Consider the following 16955-nt stretch of genomic DNA (forward strand, 5'->3'; position numbering starts at 1 on the left):
TGATGAAAAATGACTTTTGAATCCATGAATAAGCACGGACAGGCTCGGGGTCATCAGCCACGCGTCATTGTAGAGCTGGACAAAATGTCCTATGTCCATGGCTTGCGGCCAAACCAAGCCGTCGTTCAATATGTAAAAGATACAGCCGTTAAAGAATTTTTGTCCATTGATGGTATGACCCAGCTATCAAGTGAAAAGGAAGCGACAAAGGTTAGCGAGATAGCCCGTCTCGCCAATTTGCCTATGTCCATGCCTATTCTTTCAAGCTCAAAAATGCGTGAACATGTTACCGATTCCAATCACATCCAGGGCATGCTGGTCACAAGTCGCCACTGGTCAATGAATCCCAAGCGTCCTCTCCACAAGGGATTGGACCTGGATTGTAACAAGGGCGACACCATCCATGCCGTATGGGATGGAAGAATTACTGCCGCAGGTGCCGTAAAGGGTTACGGTCACGCGGTATATATCGATCACGGCAATGGCTGGACGTCCCGGTATGCTCATTTGAAACCCAATGCCATGAGGGTCAAGGCTGGAGATTGTGTGAAGGCTGGAGACCCGATTGCTACAGGCTGGAACTCGGGTCACAAGAGTAGCAGTGGGGGTGGGGATGGAGCACATCTTCATTTTGAGGTTCGCAAGGATGGCGAGGATTTGAATCCCGAAGCTTTCCTGCGCGGGGAAAAATCCATACAATTGCCCATTCGATTGCTGGATACGGCTGTTCAGAATAAAAGTATATCTATCCCAACGGTGGAAGCTAGCGTCGTCGAATCCTACACGGAATATAGTATGGAAGCATGGGCTTATTATGTGAATCCCGCAAACTCTGAGGGTATTACCAGAGGCGGAACAGATGTACGGCAGTGGGAGGATTACAAAATTATCGCTGTCGATCCTTCTGTCATCCCTTTGGGAAGTAAGGTTGAACTGCTGGTAGAAGGGAAAAATTGGGGCGAATATGTGGCTGATGATACGGCTGGCTCCACGAAGGGCAAGCGTATTGAGATTTTAATGGAAAATGCGGAGCAATGCCTTCAATTTGGGCGAAAACCTGTCATTGTGAAAATCAAGCAGTGGGGGGACGGAAGAACTCGCAGCGCAAATTCGGAAGTAGATCAATCCATTCCATCCTACCAGATCAACCGGACGACAGAAAAGGTATCGTATAGCAAGAATTTTACGGCCCATAAAACGAGTCTGGACCCTTTGAAATTTGTGGGTATCGTGGGTGCAACTCAATTTTTCACCAATGAAACGCCTAATCAGGTCCGTAATGTTTTAGGTTTTCAACGAACAGACGGGGCAGGTCAGGTGAAGAAATTCACGTTTGTGCATGACTGGTTCAAGCCGGGGTGTTTAAGCTGGGCCTATGTTTCGGATATGGATATCCAGGACAGAGTAGAGGTAAAGGTGGACGACCATGTGGTTGCCACCATTGAAGGGGTAAATGCCAAAAACGGATTGGCTTACCCTCCCTCTATTCCGGTGCCTGGTGGACACCACAAAATTGAATTTTCCATGTCGAATCCTTCCAAGGCGTCGAGAGGCAATTTCGGGATCACTTTTCTGAAAGCCAGAGAATTTGACGTGGAATCCCTCTCAGCCAAAACAGTCTGGACGTTCGAAGACCCGATGAGCACAACGAATGATTGGACTCCCGACCAGCAGGTAGTGGTGACAGATATGGGCAATCAGCAGAAAATATCCACTGCACGTGAAGAAGCTGGTATTGAACGGACAGGGAAGATCACGAAATTTCCATTTACAATGCAATTCCGAATCAAGGCCGATCAGGGAACACAAGGGAAAATCATGGTGTCCAATGGCTCCAAAGCCTTTGTGGTCAAGGTCACAGATCAAGGAATTTCTACGAATGTCGGCTCCTATAGCCATAAGCATGTGAGCGAGTACACCGACTATGTTGTAACCTGCCATAACGAAACAGATATGGATGTATATATTAAAAGTATACTTCCGGGCGGTATCGAACAATGGGAAAATACCCGTGTACGCGGCGTATCCGAAGATGATACGACGAACAGACTTCGATTTTCCGTATCCAGCGGTAGTCTGTATATTGCAGAGGTTAAATATGCTTTTCATGATTACGCTATTGAGCAGTTTGCCACTCATATCGCAGATACGTATAAAGAAAAATGGTATGACGTCGGCGGGTTTCAGTATGAGAATACCGCTTCACTGGAACGGGACGTGATGAACTGGGAGGTTCATTCTCACATGGACATGTCGTCGACTTCAGCCACCGTAACTTTAAATAATGCCAAAGGGATCTACTCCCCATCCTTGGAACGGTACGCTGCATTTTCGGATGGAAGGAAGCAGCCTCCTAACGAATTTACCTATTGGGAGGAGGGTGAGCGACGACATCTGATTAGTGAAGGAACTCCCATCCGTATTTATGCAGGTTATGGCGATGAGCTGGTACGTGTATTTACAGGCATGATCAAGGGTGAAATTGAGGAGGATGCCCAGAGAAGAACGCTTACGTTTCATTGTGTAGACCGTTATGACATGCTGGAGGAATTTATATTTTATAAGGATATAATCTACCCTCCGGAGGAAGCGTATGCTGGGGACGGTGGCGCCTTTGCCTGGATGAAATCCAGTATTGTAAAGGATATTGCAGTTGCAGCCGGGCTGGATTCGTGGCGTGTACACGGTGAAGACTGCCAATACCCCAATTTGGATATAGACGAAACGGTATATGTGGATGTGAAGAAGGACAAGCACGCCTACATGAGATTTGATCCCGAGACAGGGGAACTCCAGACGATTCCCAAGGATCAAAAATGTATGAAGACAACCGAAGGCTGGAAAACTCCTTTCGTAGCAACGGTATCCTTCAAGGCGGGGACAAGGGCATCAGATGCTATACAATTGCTCATACAGGATTTGCCCTATGATGTCAGATGCGATCGTTACGGAACGTTTACACTGAAACGATTGAATTTTTTGGATACCCCGGATTGGGACCAGGTAGCGCGCTCCAAATGGGAATTTACAGAGGATCATTTGCTTGAAATGACGTCTTCTACCGACTACTCGCGTGTTCGCAACCATCTGATGATTTCTGGTTCTGCGGGGTTAACAGAGCATTTTCTGGATAAAAGCCTGATTGTGGCCACCAAAGGGAATATGAGAACCGCTGGATTACAGCTACCATGGATTGAAGAACAGGGTGGAGCATCCATGCGTGATCTCAAGCAGCAGATAGCGAATAAAGTATTTTTTGATATGAAAAGACAAGCCCGCACCAAAAACATTGTCATTCGCGGCAACCCGCTCATAGAGCTTTTGGATGGGTGTTATGTGTATGACAACCATACCTGTAATGCAGGATATTATCTGATCAAGGGCAACCGGCTGGTCGGTGATGAATGCGGTATGGTCAACTATCTGGAGCTAACCTGGTCCGCTCTTCCTGCAACATCCTGATTTGACGCTATGATCTATAAATACAATCCAAGGAAATGGCATTACGCAGCCTGCGTTAATTGTCGTTTCCTTTTTCTTATATTGAAGGGGAAGGTGAGGTGTAAACTTTGGAGAACCAGAATTTTACGAACTCTAACGAGGTATTTCCGATTATTGATCTGATTCGACGTGAAGTACGTAAGGAAAGGATACATGCGGGTCAGACGGACGACTTGTTGGAAAAAAAGGCTCAGGAGGAGCCCAATGTCATTACCATCGATGTAGCCCGTGAAATGCTTCAATATCCTGCATTGGTAACGTCAGTGCTATACACCTATGATAATGGCTTGCTGGAACGGCTAACGCTGTACCGGGATGATCTGTTGCAAGTGACCGGATTTTTTATTGAATTTGAAGCCTCCACAACCCTGAATGCAGAAATGGAGGAAGAGGCTGACATTCCATTGTTAAACGCTATACGGGGAAGCATTATTCGTGAACATGGCTTGTTCAAAAATTTGACTCTTGATTATGTAAGGGCGGTGTAGTCGTTGTCCAGTGGTGCTAATTTTGCAAGCTATATGGTAGGTGGGCGTTTGGACCCGCCTTTTATGCCAACGAAGACCCAACCGTACATTGTGGGCAATCGGATTGAATCCAGAGGAATTGGCAAGGTAGAAAGCACAATGAAAGTCAGTCATGATTGCGAGCTGCTTGCGGTAGCTGTGGGAGCATCCTTTTATGAGTCCAGCGATTATTGGAATCTGTATGTGGGGGATAAGCTGGTATGCCAACGTATCTTCACGAAGGATCTGCCTGAAGGGATGTATTTTACAGCCGTTATTCCTTGTCCGACAGGGACTGAATTTCGTTTTGAGTTTTTTAATGAAGGCGGCAGGAACAAGGATATATGGGTGAATTATCAAATGCTCCAATAGAAAGGAGGTGAAACATCATGCCAGATGATAGTCCTTGGCTGGAAATGCTCGTTAACGAGGATCAGCTATTGAGCCAAATCGTTACCCTGTGCTCTCAAAATGGATGGGATATTGTGGATGAATTTCATAAGGTCGTCTATTCGAGCCGACTGTCCAAACCCACGATTCAGCGCTTCTCTCTTCCACTCGTCAATTCCTATGTAGATATTCCCAAGCTTGCGCATAAGGGTAACTACTTTGTGTATTTGGATGACGAGCTTATGCCTTCTTCCTATTATTCAGCAGAAGAGAAAAAGGATGGCGGACAACGTATTAGCTTTGCGCCAGAGGTTTCAGGAGAGGCGGCTGTTTATTATAGCGACCTGAACGGCTCAGAGGAGTTTGAATTTGTTGTAGCCAAGCACTATATTTTGCGAAATGTATCGGGGCATCTTTTTGGCATGGCTATGCTGGGCAGTGTGAAGGAAAAGCTGCACAATACAGGCTCAAAAATCCCGTTTGCTATTCGCAGGAACCATGCCGGCTGGGGAACACAGCTGGAGCCGCAATCTGACGGTATATTCTCTTGGGCTGTCCAGAAGATCGAAGAAGACAATCTGTATGGGCGTCATACGATGTATTTTTATCAATTGGAAAAGTTCGTGAATACCAGCAGAATGATTGTAGGCTGGGAACAACCTGCTGATTTTAAAAGGCTCGCTTTGGATGTGGAGATTCAATCCTCTATGTGGGGGCTGCACGATGAGACTCAAGCGCTTCAGTTGATGATCACGCATCAATTCCCTCAATTTTACCAATCTCCTTACGTCGCTTCGCGGACACGGATTCCGCAACTGGATCGCTATGAACAGGTAGCCTCCATGAATGTGAAATTTACGAACTGGTGGCAGGACAGCAAGGTCCAGCTTAGAGGCTATGTGGATGGAAAGTCTGCCATGCTGGTTTTGCTGGCAGATACAGCACCTGCCTGGGAGCGTAATGCAGTACCTTCGATCCCGATTTATATGGGCGATTTTGATATCAAGGGCAATACCCATTCGATAATGAACGAGAGTTGCGTTTTTGAATTGAATGGCGGTGAGGAATCTCGCAAAGCAACCTTTTTCTCGGATAGTCCAATGGTTCATATCGGATCGACGATGAAGGTATGGTTATCAGGAGATGTGGCTGCGGAATCAAACTATATTTCTCTACGTATTGCAGGTCAGGAGCTTGTAAAGCTACGAACCACGGAAGCCCACACCCCCGCCCATTCCAGAGATCAGGCAGAGTATCTTGGAGAGTTTTCTCTATACGGAATTGATGGTAAAAATGCATTGGATGTGGAAGTGTTCTCTTCTTCCGGTGTTGATGGTTTTAGCCCTGTTTCCGCAAGAGTCTGGGTGGAGCTTCAAATCTATACAGAAAACGCGGGTGCTACAGCCGCTCTATTCGCAGGAACTGCATTTGCAAAAGGCGGTCTAAGCTTAGAGAGTGCGCTCAGTCAATCGGCCCGGTTTGACTATGATGATGCCGATCCCAAACGTCATCAGGAAGTGCTTATGCCGATGTTAAAAGAATATCCTGCTCATCCGAGTAACGGTATTGATTCTGTCATGGTCAAGAGAACAAAGTATGGTGCGCGTTATCAATCCTACTATTTTGCCTGGACTGTTCCGTCGAACAGGATGCCTCCCTTGCGGGAGGACATAACTGGAGCCAAGCACATACGAGCCTGGAACAATAGCGATATGAGCAATGCCTATCATTATCAGTTTAATCCATCTCGATACACGGAGAAGGTACATTCTTCGAGAGCTTTATTAATCCATCCAGAAGATGGTACGCACGGAACACTACGAAATGTTATTTTACTGTCGCCCCTAACTATAATGAACGGGGATGAGCTGGAGGCCGTTGATGAATACTGCACCGATGGAGAGGGTCCTAAGCATCAGACGTATTCTTATTATCTGACAGAGGGCATATCACCATTGACCAAGCGGGCAGCGACACCTTATCGACCAGCGGGTATCGGTATTCTGAAGGCTGGAAATCTTCGAAGGCCAGAAAAACGGTTACCTATTTCGCCGCCTCCGCTCGTTGTATCCCTGACTCCGTCCCATATTTCTGTCCATGCTGGGGAGGGAGTGGAATTGATGTCTTCCTATAACAAGCATTCTCCGGTATTGATCTCCAACTGGTTTGCTTCAGGTGGTGCGAATCCAGAAGGCCATACGGTGAATAACGCCCGCTTTACTTTTCATAAAGAGGGGAAGTATACCGTAACCTTTACCTTAACGAATGAGCTGGGGCAGACAGGAACGGCGACAGCGGACATTACCGTAGTTAAGTAGTAAAGAACACAATCGTAGTTCAAAGAAAGGGGAGAAACAAATGTCATTCATTGATACGACAGCAGCAGCATTTACTCCAAAAGTAACGGAAGCGGACCTACAGCCCCGTTTGGGAGAGTTGCTGGCTACCGCAGGCTGGAAAGTTGCAGCCAATTATAAAAGGGTCATCTTTGACGCCAATATTACCCATCCTTCAGATGTAGTGAGGAATTATACAAATTTCCGGATTACGGTAGCCGAGCATTTTATATATTCCAATAAGGATAATCAAAGCTTCGGTATCGCTATCGCAGGAACATGGTACCCTCGATTGGCTGATTATGTGAAGCGTCCGGATAAAGACACCTACAAGCAGTTTGGGGAATGGGCAACAAATGAATTCCGCAAATACCGACTTTCCCATACTTTATACGTGTACATGCTGGAGGATTTGAAAGGATTGAAACCGGATGGTTCGGATGTTGTACTGGCCTGGAATGATAATTCTGAGGCTGGACAGCTTCGAGCAGCGTTAGATATTGAAGTAGAGGAATCAGCCTGGAAAACAACGGCTAGCGGTCCTATGTTTACGGTGACCAAAGCAGAGGGCGCTCGTATGCAGTCTCCGATTATGCAAGCAGGTCTGCGCTACAAGCTGATGGAGTCTTATTACAACAACTCTTTTAACTACCCTGTCCAAAACACAAATTGGTGGAGTGACTCTGAAATTTCCGTGAAAGGGACTCTTTCAGACACTAATTTCTTTTTTACCATTCAGTGTGATAATGTACCAGCTCCAGAAAACAATCTGGTTCCGATCATTCCACTCTATTTTGGCAAGCTGGACCCCGTCGAGGAAGGAGATAACGTTTACGCCTTATTCGCAGGAACGGTTCCAATTAGGGATACGGTGAATGGAGTTGCTACGTATGACTTTGACGATACCACCACCAGACAACCTCATATTATGCCTTTATTAAAATCATATCCCAACTTTCCAGCTAATGGTCTGGATAATATCATGGTTAATCGCGCCAAGCTGGGTGCGAGATATCAAGCCCATTATCTTTCCTGGAATTCGCCACCTAATCTCATGCCGCCAGCCAGAACCTCTGTTGACGGTAAGAAAGATTACCCGCGAGCCTGGAATCATGCCGAAAATCCTTTGTACAAATACACTTTCAATCCTTCTCGATACAGTGGGAAGGTGCATACTTCCAAAGTATACGTTATTCATCCCGAGGAGGGTGTGCGGGGCACGTTAAAAGATGCGATCTCCTTAGCTGCCTTTTCATTTAATGCCAACAAATTAAGAGTCAAGCGGGCCAACTGTCCTGATGAATTTGATGTATACCGTTACTTCTTGATAGAGGGAATTTCCCCACTGACCAAAAAACCGGGTACTCAATTCAGATCCGCGGGCATCGGCTTGTATGTGAACACTGTAGATGATGAAGGAAATGAAATAAAACCAACTACCCTGTAGTGTAGCTTGGAAAATCTAATCGTAGAGGTGATTGATTGTGTCGTGGTTTGATGGAGATGCTACTTTTCAACTGTTTCCGCAGGAATTGGAGAAACAATTCAATGCTCATGGCTGGAACACGTTTATTAAATACCGGGCCGTAACCGGGAACCCTAGAAATACGGCGACCAAATTCGCTGACGTCCGATTGTTCAGATCCACAGGCAGTGACGGTCAGATACGTAATTTCGGCATGGCTTTTGGTTACGGTGGAACGGTCAAACAGCCGGGAGAGATGGACTTTATCTCACAAAACTCCATGCTTGGAGAAGCACAGCGGATACAAGGCAGTGACACGCAATTGCAGGTCGTCGTACGTCCTGTAGAGGCGGACTCGGAGATGCTGTATAAGAATGGCGTATTCGTTCAGAAGACAGAATATACCTTTGAACCTTACAGTGGCGTGTTTAAGCTAAATAAAGCTGCACTGGCAAGCGATCAATTTACCGTATCCTATGCACCTGCTGCTAATGCTCCAAGTCTGCCCAAACGTTTATTTTTCTTTACCTTCGATGATGTACGCTCGGAAAAAATTGTAGAAGCTGTAAATAACGGAGTAAGGGTAGGCGATCCTGAATCCCTTCTTCCTGACGGAAATGGAACTCGTCGAGAGTTTAAAATACCTGCTGACACGACCATCAAGGCGGGAAGCGTCCGGTTATATATTAACCAGGTAGAGGTTTCTCCTACCGATTTTACAGTTGACTACGATACCAATACGATTAAAATCCCAACCACGGTTAAGGCGCCAGACGCTGGCAGTGAGCTTCACGCTTCTTATATCAGGGTATTGGCGGGTACGGGAACAGAAATGATTAATTTCGGGGATGTAACTACCCGGAATTTTGACCCGGATTCCGGAGCAAGCTTAATGGACGCTGTATATTCCTGCATATACTATATTTATCCTTCGTTGCCTACAGCGTTGTCCTTTACTTCACTGGATAATTATACTCGCGGCTGGCAGCGTGATTCCAGCATCTATTATTGGGGGAACTTCAACAAAGACCGCATTGTCATGTTTCTGCGTCCTGACCCTACCTCGGGCCCTGAGAACACATACTTTGCACCACTTTACATTGGCAAAATGACCACGCTGGGCAAATCGCCAAGAAAAAATCACGTGCTGATTTCCGGATGCCGGGAAAAGGACGAAGTGAAATGGAAAAAGGATATGAAGCTGGGTGCCACCTACGTAGACTATGGACTGAATACCTCGAACGGTAACAGTTCTGTACAGCTTCAACAGTCTATTGGCGGAACGTATTACCAGCAGCATTATCTCGCTTTTATTACACATGACAAGCAGGTGGACGCGGGTGAGTCCCGGTTCAATCCTTCGGTCTACAGCGGGAAATACCATATATCTCCTATGTATGTGGTTCATCCCAATGACGGCTTTGTCGGTAAGCTGGATGAGTGCTATGCTGTTCATCCGAAAAATATCTCTCAGCTCGATGAGCTGGAGGTCGTAGAAACGACAGATCATGAAATTCTGGGCACAGGTAATGGGAAAAATAAGGTGTTCCATTTATCTCATCAGCCTTCATTAAAAGATGATGGTACACCCTTCAATCTGGTGATCAAAGTCAATTGTGTCGAGGCCAAATTTGGCACGGATTACACATTGGATCTGGAAACCAAACAAATCTCATTTCTGGACGGTAAAGCACCGAAAGCGGATGAAGAGGTTCTGGCCACCTATGAGTACAAACAGATTTACCGTTATACCTTGGCGGATACACCTGTGAGTCCGTTTACACTGGCTACCATCAGTCCATTCGCTCCAATCGGCTTGGGTATTCTGAAGGAAACGCTTGTTAAGAACAGTTAACCTACAGGGTTAAAGGAGGTCGGCGGTGACATGCTGGACGGTAAAAAATCTTACCTGATCAGTATCACCGCCCTTTTTTCTAAAAAGGGCTATGAACTGGCATTTGGTACAGACATGATCTTGGATACACAGCGGGAAACGCGTTACCATCTGTCTGCTCCTGTGAATAGTACGTACCGAACGCTGAGGCAGGATACGTTAAAGAATGCATCCAAAGCTCCATATTCCGCTACAAGTTTATTCGGGAGAGATTGGAGAGAGGCAGCGATTGCTGGTGAATTCGAGGGTCAAGCCGTGGAAGCCGTTCACTCGACCATTGTATCTTACTTATCAGATATTCACAGGCATTTTAAAGGAGAACTCAGACAGAAAGCGCAGCAGCCTTCACGGTCTACAGCGTCAGATGTGCGTTGGAAAATGGGAAGCCAGATCCATTCCATGGAACATGCAGATTCTATACAGCAGGGATACAGGCAGGAGTCCATTCAGGCTGATTCTATTTTTAATGCGGTGCAGGAAGAAGACGCAGTTTTTGAAATAAGGCAGCAGGTAGAGGCTTCAAGTGATGCTTATGAATCCGGGAGGGCTTTCTCTATCTATGAGGGACTTCTTGATGCAAGCTCTGGATCTGAGCAGCGTCAGGGTGACGGATTTCCCTCTTCTGAATCTGCAATTCACGGAGAAACGGTGAAGCAGGGAGATACCGCTACACAACAGACGGTTATTCACCAGATATTTCAGGATCGAGAAGTAGTGGTAGAACAGCAAAACGCGGCAGAAAGCCTTGCGATGGAAACTTTCTTCCAGCCAGCAAGTGAGGCGTTGCGCTATCGAACCGATATCCGGGATGTTCTGATTGAGACATCAGAGTCTAGTGTGAAGGAACAGATGTTGGATTCGGACGAAATCAGTGTTTTAACAAAAACTGGGAATCTTAAACGGGTAGTCGGGACGATTCCCGATAATCTAATGGGTACAGAAGCTAAAGCCAAGGTTGATGATGCCCCTGTAGAAGCTCGTATGGCAAAGTCTGACAAAAGCGAGGATGCCATCATAGATAGACAGATGCCTGTCAAACAGAGCCAATATAAGGATTCCACCAACGAACATAGCACTGCTGTATCGATACGTTCTGGCACTAGTACAGAACATGAACGAATGGACTCAGCAGAGTTGAGTCATGACAAGTCCGTGATCATTCAAAAGTCTGCCACAGGTAATCATGTATATCTTCAAGATGCTACGGAGTCTCAAGGCATGCTGGCTAAAGAGATCCGCTCTATATATGGCGAACAAGCGATGGAACTGGTCGAAACGGGCATGGAAAATAACCTGCCAGAGGGCTTGCAGCAAGTTAATGTACCAGCCACACCAAGCTCGATTGAAAGTGTAGTTTATCGAATGGATGAGGCTGTGAACGGCGGCTCACTGGAGGGGGTTCAAGGTCATTCGATGACAGGAAGCATGGAATCATCTGATGGCACGTTAGGCGTGCAGACAGAAACGGTTACAAGCGGTTTCACATCCTCAGGCCGAGACAGTTTGAACGAGCCTGCGAGCGTGGCTAGCTACAATAATGAACAAGTCTATCCTACCAGTCTAAATCAGTATAGAGCAGCTTCTCCATACGATGACTCCAAAGCTCAGCCAGTGGAGCAGAGCAGTACAGCTTATATTCATGCCTCCACAGATGCTGACAATGAACAATTGAGTTCAGCATTATCTGAACATCACGCGACGTTAGACGAGCCTCAGCGTGGTGAGCGGATATATGTCAGTGAAGAAGCAGAGTTGGACGATCTTGGTTCTGCGCGATTAAATGGATTGGAGCTGGAGGGGCAGTATGGAGAGTTACTAGCAGCTGATGTTCTGATAGAAATGATTGCGGAATCTCCTGAAATTAGCAAAATGGCTCGAATGCTCCAGATTATGTACGGTGAGCAAGCGATGGAGCTGATTGAAGCAGGCATTGAAAATATTGTGGCAGAGGCTGTGAAGGAAGGTACAACGCAGACTTCGGTTGCTCTAATTACTGATAGCGTCATTCATCAGTTGGAAACATCATTGGCTAGTGGTTCGTTGGAAGCTATCCAGATTCGTTCGGATCAAGCTAATATCGAGCATACCGAAGGGACGCTACAAACAAGTGCCGAGCAGGGCAGCAAGTCTTCCACTGAAGAGGGACAGCTTACGAATTCCGAATCCGGTAACTCTTTCTCTTCCAAGGAAGGTGCGTATCATGTGATGGGACATGCAGAAAGACACATGTCTGCCGAAGCTGAAAACCAGGCATTGGGCAAGGCACTTATTAGCTCGGATTGTGCGAATGTCATGATGGAGGACATGGAAGTAGGCAGAACCTTCTCCAGTACTACAGGTGTCACAGATTCCATGGAACGGGGCACCATGATCCAATCGTTTACGGAAGGTGAATATAGTCATTTGGAAAGGGCAGCCGTGAGCACTGGGAACTTGGATACAACGGTGTCAGGACCACTCGAAAGCGCACAGTATATTGGCGAAATGGAAGCGGAGAAAGTCGCGCTGGTTCCGTCAGAGCGAATAAGCGTAGAAAGTTTGGAAGCAGAGAAAGTTACGCTGGTTCCATCGGAACGTGTAAGCATCGTGAGCGTGGAAGCCGATCGGCATGAGGTCAAAGCTGGCGAGCTTTTAGAACAGATGAAGGAAGCTGACGTGACTTCATCGGAGCACGCTTTGGTCTATCCGGATATTCAAGCAGGTGTTATCACTAGCGGCACTTGTGCAGACAGTCAAGAGAATAATCAGGTCTCTGATGCTGTTCTCGTTGACGGAGAGCAAGCAGCCTCTATGGAATCCGTTCAGGAGACGATTACAGGTGAGATCGATCAGGCGAACAGCATCATGAGGACGAATAAGGCTGTGATTGAGCAGGTGCATGGACAAGGTAACAACGTTGAAAATGTACTTGAAGCCCTATGGGTTCACGGGGAAGGCTCTAGTGGTGAGAAGCAGACCTACACCAGTGTCAGAGACGATCATGAAACAGCTACGCTAGGAGATATCAGCAGAATCGTGGATATGCAGAAGCTGGAACAAGGCCAAGCCAACGAACAAACGTTGGAAGCAGTAGTGCCTGCTCATACAAATGCAGAGCCTATTTTAAAAATAGAAGAAACCGACCTACATGCTATATCTGAAGGAACTCGCAAGAAGAAGGTCATGTCTACCAATATTGAGGATGAACACCAACAAGCTAGCAGAAAGAAAAAGGTAATAAAAACACAGATTACAGATGCAGAAGAGGGTACACGTTTGAAAAAAACAGCTACTGTTCGTATCGAAGCTCCAGAGTCGGCCAAGCGGCATAAAACCTTAAAGACGGTGATTGAGACTCCATCCGAAGCTACGAATCAATCGGTACCAGGCATGCCTAAACGAAAAATATGGATGATTATGGGCAAGATTGCTTCTTGGAACATCTGGAACTGGAAGAAGACAAGGTAGGTGATAGAAATCTCATGGGGATTTACAAGAAATGGAGTGGATTGATTTTTGATGACGCGTTCCAAAGTGGAGAAATCCATTCCCGCTACCAATTATCTCCGACAACGGCTTGTACCCTGGATACAGGTTTGCAGCAGTTATTCATGTCCCACACAGAACCGGAAACTATGCTTTTGTTTGATGCACCCAAGGATGAGCCTACCCTGCTGTTAGAAGTTACTGCTGACTATGTTCCTATTGCATACGGTGACGAAGGGGGAATTGTCATCTGGCAGGATGGCTACCATCGGCTGGAATTCCTGGAGAGTAAGGATACGACAACCCGGGAGTATAGCCGATGGCGGGCAGAGAAGAAGGGGAATCGATGGACCTTTTATGCTGATCGCGGATTGGGGTGGGAGCTATTTGACTCGGCTGATCTGGAGGCTGAAAAAATAGGTATCCTCTTAAAAAATCCACAGCGTGATGAATATGAAAAACTTGGTTTAGACAGGCTTGTGTTATGTAAAAGCAACAAAATAACAATGGGAAATTTGCCGGAGGGCTATTCCGTGTTTTTATGCGATCCCCACGGATATGCTATTGCTTCCTCTAAAGTAGAGCCCACGTGGACAGGGGTTCATCTGGAGCTTCCGACGATGCCCTTTAGCGGAATGCTGAGGGTTTATGATGAAAACGGAGTTCTTTTATCGAGCCTTGGGGCAATGGATATGTACGGTGGGGATCTGTATCTGTATGGTACCGATCTTCGTGTGCTGTGGAAGGATAAAGAGCTTAGTCTAAGCGGCGAAACTTATCTGGGCACGATGTATGACAATACCATTCAGGTGCAGATGGAGCTATATAATCCCTCGAAAAATAAGAAGGCCGAGCAAATCTCGATGGGTATCCTGAAATATCTGGAGGAATTTGGTTATGAATGGGCGGACTTGAGTCATGATGATGGATCAGATCATCCTCAAGGGGATTATATGCAGCGACTCCCTATGGGAACTCTGCCCCCCGACGGCAAGATGAAATTCTGGATGAAGATAGAGCGCAAAAATGAGCACTTTGCCATCAAGCCTCTACATTTTATTTTGGATATTACTCATATATAAGGAGGTGTTGGATTTTGGCTGGTACGAAGATGACGTTGCGCAGATATGGAAATGAACTAATCTATTGGAACGAGCAGGAGATTATTGTGGATCAGGCCTACCTGGACAAGCACAAAGACTTGTACATCCGTCTGGCACATCCTTATATATTGGGTACAAAGATGCTGGACGTATATCTAAATGGGCAGCATTTGCTGGTTCAGGGTGGATATGAGGAAGTGGACGAAAACACCATTCGTCTCGATTTGGGTACTTATCCGCTGGAGCATCCCTTGGCAGGAGAGCATATTCCTCTCGTAATTGGTGATGAAATATACATTCGTACCTGGAAGCCTGAGTATCGTCAAGGGAGTGGAAGCGGTATTGATGATCTCAGGTTCAAAAGGCTGGAGGAAGAGATTGTCTCGGCTCGTAAATATACGGAACGTGATGTTGAGTTCCACCGTCTGGATGACAGGCTGAATTATATTCAAGAGCGGGCAGAGGTCAAAACGATGGTATTCGTGCTGGATCGGATTCCGCTGGGTCCCTGTAAATATGAAATGAGATTCCCCTTCGAAGGTAAGATCAGGGAAATATATGCTTCTTGCGGAGTGCACGGTACGAGTAAAAGTGAGTTTTCCATTGAAAAATGTTCACAGCTCGACTATGAAACGTTGCCGAACTGGACTAATATTTTCAGCCGTAACCTGACCATTCATGCGGGTGAGAAAACCAGTAGTACAAGCAACTTACCCTATGTTCTGTCCGATCCTCTGATTCATAAAAATGATCATTTTCGTATTTACACTCATGTGGCAGGCGAAGGCTTAAGAGGCTTGACACTAGAAATTGTCGTTACGATATAAAATGGAAAATAAGATAAAAAATTGATGATTTACAACAAAATATGACTACAATATCGGATAAGAAGGTATCAAGCAAACTTATATTGCAATCGTAACAAAACATAAAAGAGGATTTTGCAAAATCCCGAAAAGGAGAGGTATGTTATGGCAGAAACAAGAGGTATTGCGAGATTTCGTGGTGAGCAGTTGAATAACAAGCTGTTAAGGAATCAACATTTTGACGAAGCGAACAAGATTGCAGAGAAGTACATTGACCTCCAGTTTCATAATCACCGTGAAATATTGGAAGACACCAAGATTGATGTATTTGTACAAGTTAACGAAAAAGCGGTTGCCGGCAGCACACAGCTGGATGTATCTGGCGATATCGGTACAAGAACCGTCTCGACCGGAGACAGAGTGGAAGGTGTTGTACTGACCGAGAAGGTGCAGCTTCGCGCCGCTGGCACAGACAGCCCCATCGGAGACAGCGATTCTGACGTGGTATACGGTCGTCTTGAAGAAAGTAAAGGCAGCTACCTTCTGAAATTTTATAGTGTAGAAGGGGGGAAAGAGCAGCCTTATACATTTGATGCAAAAGCGGGCAAAATTGATTATCGTTTCGTGATTCGCACGAATTTGTCTGTCATTCCTTCGGATGCGATCATTCAAGGCGGTAGCGGATTCGTGGAAGGGGCCACCGATGCGAAGGCCTATATGAACCTGATTCAATTGATGAAGGATGTATATGGTCCGACGGGTACGCTGGACAATGACGGTAATTCGAATCTGATAGTTTCAATTCAAGACCAGATTAGCCAGGAGGTACAAGATCGCCAAGATGCGGATCAGGCGATTCGGGATCAGTTGGCTTCTGCTACAGGCGCACAACTGATCGGGGTTGCAACAGATTCGAACTATAGCGGAGTGACTTTACAGCTGGCTCTCAGCAATTTAGCGAAGCGCTTGAAATCTTCTGAGGATTTAATGAATGGAATTAATGACCGAGATACAGATTCCGCAAACGGGTACTTCAAGGCAGGGGCTTTTGGTCATGCGGCAGGCCGTATTCTTGATTTGGAGAAGGCTGCAGATGCTGTGTTCAAAGCATTAAGTGTGAAAGTAGGCACGATCGAAGCGGCGGACGAAGAAGAGGTATTTGAAGCAGTTGGGGGAGAGACAGAATACACTCTAAAAAAAGGAAAAGCCAAAGACAAAACGGTACGTTTGGCCATTAATGGGCAGCTCCAAACACCAGGCATTAACTTTACCTATATCAAGGATGCCAGCGGATTGATCACAGGCTTTAGCTTTACGCCGGATACGTTGAAGGTTGTCGAAGATGTACCGGATGTGTTGTTCATTCAGTATAAAAAGGCTGAATAAGTAATAGCAGCACCCCTTAGAAGCGTTGAACGAGTGTGTGCTCATTCGGAGTAGCTAAGGGGTGTATTTATGTCCACCTCTAAAGAATTTTGTAGGCTTTATT

Annotated in this window: 10 protein-coding genes; all 10 read left to right on the forward strand. The window is 46.1% G+C overall.

What is annotated here, in order from left to right:
- The first annotated feature begins 9 nt into the window (after positions 1–9).
- The 10 genes from C1I60_RS13145 (at position 10) to C1I60_RS13190 (ending at position 16852) form a co-directional block, all read left to right on the forward strand.
- Positions 10–3462, forward strand: a complete 3453-nt coding sequence (locus C1I60_RS13145; protein WP_137062100.1) for a peptidoglycan DD-metalloendopeptidase family protein — start codon at positions 10–12, stop codon at positions 3460–3462.
- A gap of 107 nt (positions 3463–3569) precedes the next feature.
- Positions 3570–3989, forward strand: a complete 420-nt coding sequence (locus C1I60_RS13150) for a hypothetical protein (protein WP_137062101.1) — start codon at positions 3570–3572, stop codon at positions 3987–3989.
- Positions 3990–3992: 3 nt separating this feature from the next.
- Positions 3993–4379, forward strand: coding sequence for a DUF8551 domain-containing protein (locus tag C1I60_RS13155; RefSeq protein WP_137062102.1), 387 nt, complete (start codon positions 3993–3995; stop codon positions 4377–4379).
- Positions 4380–4396: 17 nt separating this feature from the next.
- Positions 4397–6715, forward strand: coding sequence for a PKD domain-containing protein (locus tag C1I60_RS13160; protein ID WP_137062103.1), 2319 nt, complete (start codon positions 4397–4399; stop codon positions 6713–6715).
- Positions 6716–6755: 40 nt separating this feature from the next.
- A complete protein-coding gene (locus C1I60_RS13165; RefSeq protein WP_137062104.1) occupies positions 6756–8180 on the forward strand; it encodes a hypothetical protein in 1425 nt (474 codons plus the stop codon).
- 37 nt (positions 8181–8217) lie between these two features.
- Positions 8218–10053, forward strand: a complete 1836-nt coding sequence (locus C1I60_RS13170) for a hypothetical protein (RefSeq protein WP_137062105.1) — start codon at positions 8218–8220, stop codon at positions 10051–10053.
- A 30-nt stretch (positions 10054–10083) separates the two neighbouring features.
- Positions 10084–13539, forward strand: a complete 3456-nt coding sequence (locus tag C1I60_RS13175; protein ID WP_137062106.1) for a hypothetical protein — start codon at positions 10084–10086, stop codon at positions 13537–13539.
- A gap of 14 nt (positions 13540–13553) precedes the next feature.
- Entirely contained in the window at positions 13554–14639 is a 1086-nt protein-coding gene (locus C1I60_RS13180; protein ID WP_170970808.1) for a cell adhesion protein, read from the forward strand.
- A 14-nt stretch (positions 14640–14653) separates the two neighbouring features.
- Entirely contained in the window at positions 14654–15487 is an 834-nt protein-coding gene (locus C1I60_RS13185) for a hypothetical protein (protein WP_137062107.1), read from the forward strand.
- A 144-nt stretch (positions 15488–15631) separates the two neighbouring features.
- Positions 15632–16852 carry a hypothetical protein gene (locus C1I60_RS13190; protein ID WP_137062108.1) on the forward strand — a complete coding sequence of 407 codons (1221 nt, stop codon included), beginning with the start codon at positions 15632–15634 and terminating at the stop codon, positions 16850–16852.
- Positions 16853–16955 lie beyond the last annotated feature (103 nt).

The organism is Paenibacillus terrae, from assembly GCF_005217525.1.
GTDB lineage: Bacteria > Bacillota > Bacilli > Paenibacillales > Paenibacillaceae > Paenibacillus > Paenibacillus terrae_C.

Coding starts and splice junctions, on each gene's coding strand:
- C1I60_RS13145 (WP_137062100.1), top strand. CDS start 10: ATGACTTTTGAATCCATGAATAAGCACGGACAGGCTCGGGGTCATCAG.
- C1I60_RS13160 (WP_137062103.1), top strand. CDS start 4,397: ATGCCAGATGATAGTCCTTGGCTGGAAATGCTCGTTAACGAGGATCAG.
- C1I60_RS13190 (WP_137062108.1), top strand. CDS start 15,632: ATGGCAGAAACAAGAGGTATTGCGAGATTTCGTGGTGAGCAGTTGAAT.
- C1I60_RS13165 (WP_137062104.1), top strand. CDS start 6,756: ATGTCATTCATTGATACGACAGCAGCAGCATTTACTCCAAAAGTAACG.
- C1I60_RS13175 (WP_137062106.1), top strand. CDS start 10,084: ATGCTGGACGGTAAAAAATCTTACCTGATCAGTATCACCGCCCTTTTT.
- C1I60_RS13180 (WP_170970808.1), top strand. CDS start 13,554: ATGGGGATTTACAAGAAATGGAGTGGATTGATTTTTGATGACGCGTTC.